This is a genomic window from Variovorax sp. YR752 (assembly GCF_943372545.1).
Genome location: NZ_CALRZC010000244.1, coordinates 1 through 11,946, shown reverse-complemented (window position 1 = coordinate 11,946; position 11,946 = coordinate 1). Strand labels below are relative to the sequence as shown.

Below are 11,946 nucleotides of genomic sequence, written 5' to 3'. Positions count from 1 at the left end.
GCCCGAAGGGCGGAGGACATTCGCGGAGCAAGGTGCCCCGTCGGCGGGAGCACGCCAGAGCGCACGCACGCTGCGTGCAACAGCACAGGCTTTCATATGTCCTCAGCAGTCGCAGGCGGTCGCCGGAAGGCAGGCTTCCCCCTGACAGCAGTTCTCGGTGAGGTAGCCGAGCAGACCGTTCATCCGGTCGAACGACGCGCGGTAAATGAGGTTGCGCCCTTGCCGCTCCTGCGAGACGAGGCTCGCGTTCACCAGCTCCTTGAGGTGGAAGGACAGCCCCGTCGCCGACACCGCCAGCGCTTCAGTGAGCCCACCGGGCGTCAGCCCGTCGGGCCCCGCCACCACCAAGGCACGGAACACCCGCAGGCGCACGGGTTGCGCGAGTGCGCCCAAGGCGCGGACCACATCGTTTTCTTCCATATTTCAAGTATCTTTGAATTATTGAATCGAGGCAACCCACGACACAAAAAGACCGCTGGCGCGAATCGGCCATCAGGTTGGCAGGCAGCGGCCATCCGCAACGCACCGTTTTTTCTACAGTCGCCTCGGTCTATCACCCAACGACGCATCCAACGAAGGAGACACCCATGTCCGACACCTATGTTCTGGTTCACGGCGCCTGGCACACCGGCGCTGAAATGGAGGCTGTGGCCGACGGCCTGCGCGCGGCCGGCCACACCGTGCATTGCCCCACCGTGGCAGGCAACAACCCCGGCGACAGCCGCGCGAACACCGGGCTGGACGACGCCATCGCGTCGGTGGTGCGCTACATCGAGGGCCAAGACCTCACGCAGGTGCGGCTCGTGGGTCACAGCTACGGCGGCATGGTGATCTCGGGCGTGGCCGATCGCATCGCGGCACGGCTGCGGCGGTTGGTCTACATCAACGCCTTTGTGCCGCTCGATGGCGAGGCGCTCAACGACATGGTGCCGCCGCACTACGTGGCCATGTTCGACGCGGTGGCCGCGGCCAACGGCAATGCCGTGACGCTGCCGTTCGAGATCTGGCGCGAGGCCTTCATCAACGACGCCGACCTGGCGCTGGCGCAGTCCGCCTACGACCAGCTCAACCCGCACCCGTACCGCACCTTCACCGACAAGATCCAGCTGAAGCAGCCGCTGGCGGCGCTGGCGCTGGGCAAGTCGTACGTCAATTGCCTGCAGGACACGGCGCTGCCGCACAGCCTGCCGTGGCATCCGCGGCTGTCGGAGCGGCTCGGGTTGTTCCGGCTCGTGGAGTGCCCGGGCAGCCACGAGATGTTCTTCTCGAACCCGCTGCGGCTGGCGCAGGCCATCCTCGAAGCGGGGCGCGACTGACGGCAGTCGCGCGCTCGGTCAGCCGTTCGGAAAGAGCGCGTCGAACACGCGCAGCGACGCATAGGCGTCGTTGGCGGCGTAGCGGATCTGCGATTCGCTGAGCTGCTTGTGCGCCCAGTTCGACGTGGTCGCCTTGCGCGACTTGGCGAAGCGCTGGTTGAACATCAGCGCCACGGCCGTCTTCACACCGACCGAGCGTCTGTAGCCGCGCCGGCGGAACTCGTCGTCGATGTCGAACACGGCCTGCGGCGCAATGGCCAGGCGCATGCGGATCATCGACAGGTCGCTCGAGAGACCGAAGCCGACCTTGCGCAGCTCGGTGGAGGCGAGCAGGCCCGCGACCACGTGGTTGCACTCGTCGCGGTGCAGCTGGAACAGCCAGGCCGTGTCGCGCGTGGCGAACTGCACCACGTGCGGGCCGGTCGACACCTCGTTCTTTGCAAAAGTGGGGCGCGACTCGGTGTCGAAGCCGGCCACGCCGGCCGTGAGCAATTCGTCTGCGGCGCGCTCGGCTTCGGCCAGCGAGGCGACGACCACGATGTCTTTCAGGTCGAGGCTGTCGAAGGGATCGAGCAGCGCGATCTGTTCGCGCTCGGGCAGCGGAGGGAGCCGGTGGCTGGGGTTGTTGCTGTTGTTGTTCTGTTCGTTCACCGGGTCTTCGCTTTCGCGGCCTTGGAGGGGGTCTTGGGTTGGGGCTTGGGCTTCTTCTGCTTCGGCGGCTGGCCCGAGCGCAGCGCGGCTTCGTAGGCGAGGCGGCCCCAGCGGGCGGCTTCCTCGCGGTCTTCGAACAGGTCGGCCGGCGCCAGCCGGTACGACATCGGCATCTCCTTGCCTGCGCGCACGTAGGTGAAGGGCGGCAGGTTCAACGCATCGAAGTGCGCGGCGCTGCCGGCATCGGACTTGAGGTACAGCGTGTCCTTGGCGACGAGCGCGATCATGCGGCCCTCGTGCCACACGCCGTGGCCGCCGAACATGCGGCGGGTTTCGATGCGGCCGAGGCGTTCGAAGGTCTCGTGCAGGCTTTGAACGAATGCGCTCATGCGGTGATCTCGATGCGGTTGCCGTCCGGGTCGAGCACCACGCTCTCGTAGTAGCCGTCGCCGGTGCGGCGCGGGCCGTCGAGCAGCGGGTAGCCGTCGGCCTTCAGTCGCTGCGTGAGCGCATCGACCTCGGCGTCGGAGCCGACCGAGATCGCGAGGTGCGTCCAGCCCATGCGCTGCGCGCCGGGTTCGGCGACCACGGGCGATTGGGTGCTCGTGGTCATGGCCTCGATGCGCGCGCCGTCGCCCAGGCTCAGGAAGCAAGAGGCGAAGCCCTTGGTCGGGTTGACATACCCCGCGCCGGCGGTGGCGCCGAAGTAGTCGACGTAGAAGCGCTTGCAGCGTTCGAGGTCGGTGGTCCAGAGGGCGATGTGATCGATGCGGATGCGCATGGGGCAAGAAGAAGGGAGAGGGGGGTCAGCCCGTGCGCCAGGACGCGCGGGCAGGCGACCAATGGTAGGCGATGCGTTCGCGCCCGCTGCCCGGGTGCCGGTCGACCACGCCGCGCACGAGGCCGTAGCGTTCGTAGAAGCGCTGCGCCTCGGTGTTGGTGACGGCCACGTGCAGCCGCCAGCCGTGCGGCATGCGCACGCAGGCCTCGTCGAGCAGCGCCTTGCCCAGGCCCTGGCTGCGCAGGTGCGGTTCGACGAACAGCTGGGCCACGTACTCGCGCGCCGTGAGCAGCACCATGAAGGCCAGCACCTGGCCGTCGCGCTCGGCCAGCACCACGTCGGCGGGCGGGATGAATTCGGTCTGCACGCGGCGCAGCCAGTGGGCGATGGGCTCGACGTGGGCGGCGCCCCGGTTGGCCGACACCCAGGCGCGACGCCAGATGCCGGCGAGCACCATGTTCTCTTCGGCGCCGCCATCGCGCGAGCGCAACTCGAAGGCAGGAATCTGGGCGGCAGACATGCGGACCATGATAGCCACGCGGGGTGCGAACCGCACCCTTTGTGATCACCCGATCAGCGTCTGCGCGTGGTGCGCGATGTGGTCGGCCATGAAGCTCTGGATGAAGTAATAGCCGTGGTCGTAGCCCGCATGGCGGCGCAGCGTGAGCGGCTGGCCGGCGGCGAAGCAGGCGGCCTCGAAGACCTCGGGGTGCAGCTGCTCGGCGAGGAATTTGTCGGCCAGGCCCTGGTCGATGAGGATGCCCTGCGGATAGGGCGCCACGGTCTGCGATTGCATCAGCGCGCTGGCGTCGTGCGCGAGCCACTGCCCGCGGTCGTCGCCGGGCTCGCCCAGGTAGCCGGCGAAGGCCTTCTGGCCCCACGGGCACTGGGTGGGTGCGCAGATCGGTGCGAAGGCCGAGAGCGACAGGAAGCGCCCCGGGTGCCGCAGCGCCAGCGTGAGCGCGCCGTGGCCGCCCATCGAGTGGCCGAAGATGCCCAGGCGCTGGCCGTCGATGGGCAAGTGCTGCGCCACGAGCGGCAGCAGCTCGTGGACGATCCAGCTTTCCATGCGCCAGTGCGTGGCCCAGGGCTCGGCGGTGGCGTCGAGATAAAAGCCGGCACCGATGCCGAAGTCCCAGCTGTCCTTGGCGCCCGGCAGGCCTTCGGGCCCGGCGCCGCGCGGGCTGGTGTCGGGTGCGATGAGCGCCAGGCCCAGGCTCGCGGCCATGCGCTGCGCGCCGGCCTTCACCGCGAAGGTTTCCTCGTTGCAGGTCAGGCCCGCGAGATAGAGCAGGGCAGGCACGGGCTTGCCTGCGGTCGCGGCCTGCGGGGGCAGGTAGACCGAGAAGCGCATGGGCAGGCCGATTTCGTGCGAGCGATGCTCGAAGAAGCGCTGCACGCCGCCGAAGGCGTGGTGTTCGGAAAGGAGTGTCGGGGTGGTGTCGGTCATGAAGAAGAGGTCGTCTGGCTGCGTAGGGCAGGCACGAGTTCAAGCACGGCATCGGCGAAGGTGCGCGGTGCTTCCTGCGGCAGGTTGTGGCCCGCGCCGGGCACGAGGCGGTGCGAACGCGGCCCGCTGAAGCGGTGCGCGTGGGCCGAGGCATCGGCGGGCGGTCGCACGCCGTCGTCGATGCCGTCGAAGGTGATGGCGGGCACGGTGATCGTCGGCTGCGCGGCAAGGCGGCGTTCGATGTCGGCATAGGCCGGGTCGCCGGGCACGAGGCCGAAGCGGTGGCGGTACGAATGGATCACCACGTCGACGAAGTCGGGGTGGTCGAAGGCGGCGGCACTGCGTGCGAAGGTGGCGTCGTCGAAGTTCCACGTCGGCGACCACAGTTTCCAGAGCAGCTTCGCGATCGCGTTGCGGTCCTTCGCGAGGCCGGCGCGGCCGCGCTCGCTGTGAAAGTAGTACTGGTACCAGAGGCTGTGCTCGTTCTCGGCCGTGTCCGGCTCCATCGCCTGGGCGATGTTCTGGATGTTGTAGCTGTTGAGCGAGACCAGCCCCGCGCAGCGCTCGGGCCACAGCGCCGCCACCACGCAGGCGGCGCGGCCGCCCCAGTCGTAGCCGGCGAGCACCGCGCGGTCGATCTTCAGCGCGTCGAGCAGTGCGAGCAGGTCGGCGCCGAACGCCGCCTGTTCGCCCGAGCGCGGCGTGGCGTCGCTCAGGAAGCGCGTGCCGCCGTAGCCGCGCATGTACGGCACGACGACGCGGCAGCCTTGCGCGGCCAGCATCGGCGCAACCTCGGCGTACGTGTGAATGTCGTACGGAAAGCCGTGCATCAGCAGCACGGGCGGGCCGTCGGTGGGGCCGGCTTCGTAGTAGGCGACTTCGAGGACGCCCGCTTCAATTCTGCGCAGGGGTTCCATGCGGTTCATGGCGGGCGCCTCCTCGGCCTTAGTAAAGAACGACGCCGCGGATCGACTCGCCGCGCTTCATCAGGTCGAAGCCCTTGTTGATGTCTTCCAGCGGCATGGTGTGCGTGATCAGGTCGTCGATGTTGATCTTGCCTTCCATGTACCAGTCGACGATCTTCGGCACGTCGGTGCGTCCGCGCGCGCCGCCAAAGGCCGAGCCTTCCCACTTGCGGCCCGTGACCAGCTGGAACGGGCGCGTGCTGATCTCGGCGCCGGCCTCGGCCACGCCGATGATGATGCTGCGGCCCCAGCCCTTGTGCGTGCATTCCAGTGCCTGGCGCATCACCTGCGTGTTGCCGATGCACTCGAAGCTGTAGTCGGCGCCGCCGTCGGTCAGCTGCACGATCGCGTCGACGACGTTCTCGGTGGTCTTGGGGTTGATGAAGTGCGTCATGCCGAACTTGCGCGCCATGGCTTCGCGCTCGGGGTTCAGGTCGACGCCGATGATCTTGTCGGCGCCCACCATCTTGGCGCCCTGGATCACGTTCAGGCCGATGCCGCCGAGGCCGAACACCACGACATTCGCGCCGGCTTCGACCTTGGCCGTGAAGAGCACCGCACCGATGCCGGTGGTGACGCCGCAGCCGATGTAGCAGACCTTGTCGAAGGGCGCGTCTTCGCGGATCTTGGCCAGCGAGATCTCGGGCGCGACCGTGTAGTTGCTGAAGGTGCTGGTGCCCATGTAGTGAAAGATGGGCTTGCCGTCGAGGCTGAAGCGCGAGGTGGCGTCGGGCATGAGGCCCTTGCCCTGCGTGCCGCGGATCAGCTGGCACAGGTTGGTCTTGCGGCTCAGGCAGAACTTGCACTGGCGGCATTCGGGCGTGTACAGCGGAATGACGTGGTCGCCCTTTTTCAGCGTGGTGACGCCGGGGCCGACGTCGACCACGATGCCCGCGCCTTCATGGCCCAGGATGGCGGGAAAGATGCCTTCGGGGTCGGCGCCGGAGAGCGTGTAGTAGTCGGTGTGGCAGATGCCGGTGGCCTTGATCTCGACCAGCACTTCACCGAACTTGGGGCCCTGGAGGTCCACGGTTTCGATGGTGAGGGGTTGGCCTGCTTGCCAGGCGACGGCGGCTTTGGTTTTCATGGGATTCGGTTCTTCAGAGAGCGGAAGGGGACAAGGATACTCAGGCGCGCCTTCAGGCGGGGCCAGCGGGGAAGATACCCGACATGCCCACAAAACCGGGCAGGTGACGGAAATCCCAGACCCAGCGGCGCAGCGCGGGAAACTCGTCGAGCGAGATGCCGCCTTCGCCCGCCAGCGCCACGTACGGGAAGCAGGCGAGGTCGGCGATGGTCGGCTCGGGCGCGGCGGCGAGCCAGTGCAGGCCGGTGGCGGCATGCTGCTCGGCGAGGTGGTCGTCGAGCACGCGGAAGGCCGCGCGCGCACCGCGCCGGCAGGCGTCGATGTCCAGGTGCGTGTAGCCCAGCGCGTCGTGCAGCCGGGCGGCCGAGGCGGTGCGCGTGATTTCGTCGGCCATGGCGAGCCACATCGCGACCTGGCCGCGCAGCTTCGGGTCGGCGGGGTACCAGCGCTGCGGTGCGTCGTAGCGGCTTGCGAGGTAGATCAGGATGGCCTGCGCGTCGCGCAGCACGAAGCCTTCGTCGTCGATCACCGGGAGCTGGCCGAGCGGGTTGATCTGCGCGAGGAATCTTGCGGACTTGTGCTCGCGACCGGGGTGGAAGTCGACCGGCACGCTCGCGTGGTCCACGCCGAGCCACAGCAGCATCTGCCGCACCTTGAAGCAGTTGCCCGAGAGCGGGTAGTCGTAGAGCCTGACGGTCATGCGGCGGCCCTCGCGGTGCCGAAGCGCATGCCGCGCTCGCGCAGCCAGCGGCGGTAGGTGACGGAGGTGGTGTCGCCGCGCGTGGGCGTTTCGGCGCGGCCTTCGAGCGGCATGCGCTTGAAGGCGTGGTTTTCCAGGATCGGCTTGTCCTGCCCGAAGATCGTGTGCTGGAAGGCGATGAGCTCGGCGTCGGTCGACACGTCGTCGAAGTAGGCCAGCAGCGTGTGGGCGATGACGTGCTCGTCGTCCACCGGCTGCAGGAACAGGCCGATGGCGTCGAGCTTGTCGGGCCGGTGGCTCGACTTGTAGAGCATGGCCGAGAAGGGCTGCATCACGCGGTATTTGTAGAACACCTCGCTGCCCGTGTCGTGGGCGGCCGAGGCGCGCGGTTGCCAGAAGCGGCAGTCGGTGGCCCAGATCTCGTCGGTGGCGGCGTCGACCTCGACGTTGTACTTGGCCACTTCGGTGTGCGGCACCTTGCCGAGGTAGTCGGGGTGCACGAAGGGAAAGTGCGCCATGTCCAGGAAGTTCTCGATCACGCGCAGGCCCGACACGGCCACGCCGAGCCCGCCGCAGTCGATGATGCGGCGGCCGGGTTCGTCGTACTCGGGGAAGGCGAACAGCGGGCGCGCCGGGCGGCCGCTGGGGCAGACCCAGAGGAAGCCGTAGCGCGACTGCACGGTCAGCGCGTTGGTGCCGAGCCGGGCGTGCGGTGTGCCGTCGGCATCGGTGTGCAGGTGCAGGGTGTCGCCGAGCAGGCGTGTCGTTCGTGGCAAGCCGCTGGCGGGGCCGACGACGAGCCAGTCGTCGAGCATGTTGGGATCGTCGGTGACGAAGGGCATGTTTTTTCTTTCTTCTTTTCAGTGCGATGAAGCGGGTTCGACTTCGCTGCGCAGTTGGCGCGCTGCGAGGTGCAATCGGGCCATCGCATCGGAACCCGGCGCTGCGTCGGTCCACAGGTGCAGGAAGCTCAGCTGCGGCTGGGCGTCGAGCAGCAGCGCGGCGACGGGTGATTCGCCCAGCGTGCCTTGCCATGCATCGGGCGTTGCTGCCGATGCGAAGCCGTGCTGCGCCAGCGCATCGCGCACCTCGGCCGCGGCCACGCGCAGGGTCAGCGTGCGGGCGAGGTGCCAGCCGGCGGGAACGACATCGGCCAGTTCGGCCGGCGCGGGCGGGCCATCGGCCGCAAGGCGCACCCACAGCATGCCCGCCGCATCCGCCGTGGCGAACACCTTCGCGCAGACGTTGCGCGGCGCCTGCATGGCCGGGTGCGCGGGGATGCGCACGCACGCGCCGCTGCCGGCCTCGTACTGCCAGCCGTGGTACGCGCAGGCCAGGCGGTCGCCGCCGGTCACCTGGCCGAGCGTGAAGCGCACGCTGCGGTGGGGGCAGCGGTTCTCCCAGGCTTGCGGCGTGCCATCGGCCGCGCGCCACAGCGCGAGCTCCTGGCCTTGCGCAAAGCCGGCGACGATGTTGGCGCCGGCGCGCACCTCGGCAGAGGGAGCGACGGGGTGCCAGGTGACTGAGGGATTCATGGGTCTTGATCGTGGGGTCGACGGAAAAGGGCGCCGCAAACCGGCATAGCATCGGCCATGCCCTTGTCGGCGGTGCCGTCTACCGTAGCGTGTCCGCCGCACCGATGAAAGCCCCATGCCAAGACGCTCCTTTTCATTCCTGCAACGACGACTTCCACAGCGGTGGCTTTCATGAGCGCAGGGCGCATCGACCTCGCGCTGGTCGAGGCCTTCGTGCTCGTGATGAAGAGCGGCAGCCTCACCAAGGCGGAGAGCCTGTCGGGCGTGTCGAAGGCCACGCTGAGCCGGCAGCTCACACGGCTGGAGGAACTGCTGGGTGCCCAGCTGCTGCTGCGCAGCTCACGCCGCATCGCACCGACAGAAGCCGGGCGTGCGTTCTTCGCACGCTGCGAGGGGCTGCTCGGCGAGGTGAGCGGCCGGCTGGAAACGGCGCGCACCGAGGTGCAGGAGCTCACGGGCGGGGTGTCGGGGCGGCTCACGCTGCTGTCCGACACGCAGTTCAGCACCTCCTTCGTCTGCCATGTGGTGCGGATCTTTCTCGAATCGCACCCGAACGTTCGCTGCCAGCTCGACGTGGCGAACGGCTTGCAGGCCCCGCAGATCGGCGAGGTCGATTGCTATGTCGGCTCGGCGCCACCGGACCTGCCGGACCTGGTCGCCAAGCTGCTGGGCCGGCTGGCCTATGGCCTGTACGCCAGCCCGCAGTACCTGGCGCGGCACGGCACGCCGCAGACGCCCGAGGCGTTGGCGCAGCACCGGATGATCGCGATGCGCGAGCCGTCGGGGCCGCCGTCGCCGCTGCGGCTGGTGTCGCAGCAAGCTTCGGGGCGCCATGTGGTGCGCACGGAGCCGGCCTTCGAGACCAACGACCACTGGGTGATGAAGACTTTCTGCATCGACGGCCTGGGCATCGCGCCGCTGCCGGTGTTCTTCGCGGGGCCCGAGGTGGCGCAGGGCGTGCTGGTGCCGGTGCTGCCGCAATGGCCGCCGGAGGCGCGGCGGCTGTACTGCGCCTACCAGCGGCAGCGCTACATGGGGCAGAAGCTGCGCGCGTTCGTCGACCTGATGGCGCGCTGCGTGGCGGACATCGGGTCGTACAACCACTACGTGGGGTCGACCGCTGCGGTGTCGTCTTCAGCGCGCCGGGCGCGGTCTGCAGCGCGACCATAATCGGCCTTCTTCCTGCATCCGTCTGCTTCTTTCACCGATCCATCATGAAGAAAATCCTCGTTCTCAACGGCCCCAACCTCAACCTGCTCGGCACGCGCGAGCCCGAACAGTACGGTCGCGACACGCTCGCCGACGTCGAACGCCTGTGCAAGGAAACGGGTGTCAAGCTCGGCGTGGCGATCGAATGCCGCCAGTCGAACCACGAAGGCGTGCTGATCGACTGGGTCCAGGAGGCGGGCCGCGAAGTGGCCGCCGGGAACATGCTGGGCGTGGTGATGAACCCGGGCGCCTACACCCACACGTCGATCGCGCTGCACGACGCCATCAAGGGGGCGAGCGTGCCGCTGATCGAGCTGCACATCTCGAACGTGCATGCACGGGAGGAGTTCCGCCACAAGTCGTACATCTCGCCCGCGGCGCGCGGGATCATCGTGGGGCTGGGGGTGAAGGGCTACACGCTGGCCATCGCCGCGCTCGTGCCCTGACCCATCTTCAGTAGTTCTGCTTGGGCGCGGCAGCCTTCCAGCTGCGGCTGACCCGGCCGCCGCTGTCGACGCTCTCCAGGTGCACGTCGAAGCCCCAGAGCCTTGCGACGTGCTTCAGCACTTCTTCGGCGCTGTCGTTCAGCGGCAGGTTGTTGCGCTGCGTGTGGCGCAGCGTGAGCGAGCGGTCGCCGCGCGTGGCGACGCTCCAGACCTGGATGTCGGGCTCGCGGTTGCCGATGTCGTACTGGCGTGACAGCGACTCGCGCAGCGCCTGGTAGCCGCTGTCGTCGTGGATGGCCGACACCTCGAGTTCCGATTCACTCTGGAAATCGCGGATGGCGAACAGGCGGAAATCGCGCATCGTCTTCGGGCTCAGGAACTGGCCGACAAAGCTCTCGTCCTTGAAGTTGCGCATGGCGTAGTCGAGTGTCCTGACCCAGTCGGTGCCCGCGTAGTCGGGGAACCAGCGGCGGTCTTCTTCCGTCGGCTTTTCGCAGATGCGCCGCAGGTCGGTGAACATCTTGAAGCCCAGCGCATAGGGGTTGATGCCGCTGTAGGCGCGGTGGCCCACGGGCGGCTGGAACACCACGCTGGTGTGCGAGCTGAGCCATTCCATCATGAAGCCGTCGTCCAGCTGGCCGCGGTCGTACATGGTGTTGAGCAACGTGTAGTGCCAGAAGGTGGCCCAGCCTTCGTTCATGACCTGGGTCTGGCGCTGCGGGTAGAAGTACTGCGCGATCTTGCGCACGATGCGCACCACCTCGCGCTGCCACGGTTCGAGCAGGGCGGCGTTCTTCTCGATGAAGTAGAGCAGGTTCTCCTGTGGCTCCGACGGAAAGCGGCGTGCGGCTTCGGCTTCCGACTCTGCCGCCTGCTCGCTCTTGCGCGGCAGCGTGCGCCACAGGTCGTTCACCTGCTGCTGCATGTGGCGCTCGCGGTCGGCGCGCTGTGCGCTTTCTTGCGCCAGCGAACGCTTCTGCGGACGGCGGTAGCGGTCGACGCCGTAGTTCATGAGCGCGTGGCAGGAGTCGAGCAGGTCTTCCACGGCATCGAGGCCGTGGCGCTCTTCGCACTCGGCGATGTAGTGCCGCGCGTAGACGAGGTAGTCGATGATCGACGACGCGTCGGTCCACATGCGGAACAGGTAGTTGCCCTTGAAGAAGCTGTTGTGGCCGTAGGCCGCATGCGCAATCACCAGGGCCTGCATGGCCATGGTGTTTTCTTCCATGAGGTAGGCAATGCACGGATCGGAGTTGATGACGATCTCGTAGGCCAGCCCCATGTGGCCGCGCTTGTAGTTCTTCTCGGTGGAGATGAACTGCTTGCCGTACGACCAGTGCCTGTAGATCATGGGCATGCCCACGCTGGCGTAGGCGTCCATCATCTGCTCGGCCGTGATCACCTCGAGCTGGTTCGGGTAGGTGTCCAGGCCGAAGCTCCTGGCCGTCTTGGCGATCTCGGTGTGGTACGTCTCGATGAGCTCGAAGGTCCAGTCGGACGGGCTGGGCAGGCGCTCCAGGCGCGAGGTGGGCAAGTCGGTGCTGCGCGGCAGGACGGGGGCACCGGGAGGGCGTTCGGTGGTGGTAATCATGCGGGCACCCCTTCCTTCTTGAACAGGTCGCGGAACACCGGGTAGATGTCTTGCGCGTCCGACACCTTGCGCATCGCGAAGTTGGGCGCCACGCCTTCGAGCTGCTGGTACTCCTGCCACAGGTTCTGCTCGGTCTCGGCCACCTGCACGTAGGCGTAGTAGCGCACCACGGGCAGGATGTTGTCGACCAGCAGTTCGCGGCAGCGGCCGCTGTC

The 11,946-nt window shown here is 67.8% G+C and carries 16 protein-coding genes; 3 read left to right on the top strand and 13 right to left on the bottom strand.

Going from position 1 to position 11,946, the window contains the following annotated elements:
* Nucleotides 1–102 precede the first annotated feature (102 nt).
* A complete protein-coding gene (locus AAG801_RS35000; RefSeq protein WP_341892554.1) occupies nt 103–420 on the bottom strand; it encodes a metalloregulator ArsR/SmtB family transcription factor in 318 nt (105 codons plus the stop codon).
* Between the two features lie 167 nt (nt 421–587).
* Between AAG801_RS35000 and AAG801_RS34995 the strand changes: the two genes are divergently transcribed.
* The gene (locus AAG801_RS34995; RefSeq protein WP_341892553.1) at nt 588–1,316 is read left to right on the top strand and encodes an alpha/beta hydrolase; all 729 of its coding nucleotides are present in this window, start codon (nt 588–590) and stop codon (nt 1,314–1,316) included.
* An 18-nt stretch (nt 1,317–1,334) separates the two neighbouring features.
* Here the strand turns inward: AAG801_RS34995 and AAG801_RS34990 are convergent, their stop codons facing one another.
* From AAG801_RS34990 to AAG801_RS34945, 10 genes are read right to left on the bottom strand one after another with little or no spacing between them, the layout of a single operon-like run.
* Nucleotides 1,335–1,967: a 3'-5' exonuclease gene (locus AAG801_RS34990; protein WP_341892552.1), complete on the bottom strand. Its 633-nt coding sequence runs from the start codon at nt 1,965–1,967 to the stop codon at nt 1,335–1,337.
* Nucleotides 1,964–2,356, bottom strand: coding sequence for a TfoX/Sxy family protein (locus tag AAG801_RS34985; RefSeq protein ID WP_101492097.1), 393 nt, complete (start codon nt 2,354–2,356; stop codon nt 1,964–1,966). The genes AAG801_RS34990 and AAG801_RS34985 overlap by 4 nt, the downstream gene beginning before the upstream one ends.
* Nucleotides 2,353–2,748, bottom strand: coding sequence for a VOC family protein (locus AAG801_RS34980; RefSeq protein ID WP_225616992.1), 396 nt, complete (start codon nt 2,746–2,748; stop codon nt 2,353–2,355). The genes AAG801_RS34985 and AAG801_RS34980 overlap by 4 nt, the downstream gene beginning before the upstream one ends.
* Nucleotides 2,749–2,773: 25 nt before the next feature.
* Nucleotides 2,774–3,268, bottom strand: coding sequence for an N-acetyltransferase (locus AAG801_RS34975; RefSeq protein ID WP_341892551.1), 495 nt, complete (start codon nt 3,266–3,268; stop codon nt 2,774–2,776).
* 45 nt (nt 3,269–3,313) lie between these two features.
* Nucleotides 3,314–4,198: an S-formylglutathione hydrolase gene (fghA, locus tag AAG801_RS34970; protein WP_341892550.1), complete on the bottom strand. Its 885-nt coding sequence runs from the start codon at nt 4,196–4,198 to the stop codon at nt 3,314–3,316.
* A complete protein-coding gene (locus tag AAG801_RS34965; RefSeq protein WP_341892549.1) occupies nt 4,195–5,124 on the bottom strand; it encodes an alpha/beta hydrolase in 930 nt (309 codons plus the stop codon). Before AAG801_RS34965 ends, fghA begins: the two co-directional genes overlap by 4 nt.
* A 19-nt stretch (nt 5,125–5,143) precedes the next feature.
* Complete coding sequence (locus AAG801_RS34960; protein WP_101492101.1) at nt 5,144–6,250, bottom strand: S-(hydroxymethyl)glutathione dehydrogenase/class III alcohol dehydrogenase; 1,107 nt, start codon at nt 6,248–6,250, stop codon at nt 5,144–5,146.
* 52 nt (nt 6,251–6,302) lie between these two features.
* Nucleotides 6,303–6,950, bottom strand: a complete 648-nt coding sequence (locus AAG801_RS34955; RefSeq protein WP_341892548.1) for a glutathione S-transferase — start codon at nt 6,948–6,950, stop codon at nt 6,303–6,305.
* Nucleotides 6,947–7,792, bottom strand: a complete 846-nt coding sequence (locus AAG801_RS34950) for an aromatic ring-hydroxylating dioxygenase subunit alpha (RefSeq protein ID WP_341892547.1) — start codon at nt 7,790–7,792, stop codon at nt 6,947–6,949. Before AAG801_RS34950 ends, AAG801_RS34955 begins: the two co-directional genes overlap by 4 nt.
* 18 nt (nt 7,793–7,810) lie before the next feature.
* Nucleotides 7,811–8,485 (bottom strand): Rieske (2Fe-2S) protein, encoded by a 675-nt coding sequence (locus AAG801_RS34945; RefSeq protein ID WP_341892546.1) that lies wholly within the window; start codon nt 8,483–8,485, stop codon nt 7,811–7,813.
* 171 nt (nt 8,486–8,656) lie between these two features.
* On the opposite strand from AAG801_RS34945, the gene AAG801_RS34940 reads away from it, so the two are divergent.
* A complete protein-coding gene (locus AAG801_RS34940; RefSeq protein WP_341892545.1) occupies nt 8,657–9,655 on the top strand; it encodes a LysR family transcriptional regulator in 999 nt (332 codons plus the stop codon).
* A 44-nt stretch (nt 9,656–9,699) separates the two neighbouring features.
* Nucleotides 9,700–10,140, top strand: coding sequence for a type II 3-dehydroquinate dehydratase (aroQ, locus tag AAG801_RS34935; RefSeq protein ID WP_341892544.1), 441 nt, complete (start codon nt 9,700–9,702; stop codon nt 10,138–10,140).
* Nucleotides 10,141–10,147: 7 nt separating this feature from the next.
* Here the strand turns inward: aroQ and AAG801_RS34930 are convergent, their stop codons facing one another.
* Nucleotides 10,148–11,731 (bottom strand): SpoVR family protein, encoded by a 1,584-nt coding sequence (locus AAG801_RS34930; RefSeq protein ID WP_341892543.1) that lies wholly within the window; start codon nt 11,729–11,731, stop codon nt 10,148–10,150.
* On the bottom strand, nt 11,728–11,946 hold a 219-nt coding region (locus AAG801_RS34925; protein ID WP_341892542.1), incomplete at its 5' end, for a DUF444 family protein. The genes AAG801_RS34925 and AAG801_RS34930, both read right to left, overlap by 4 nt.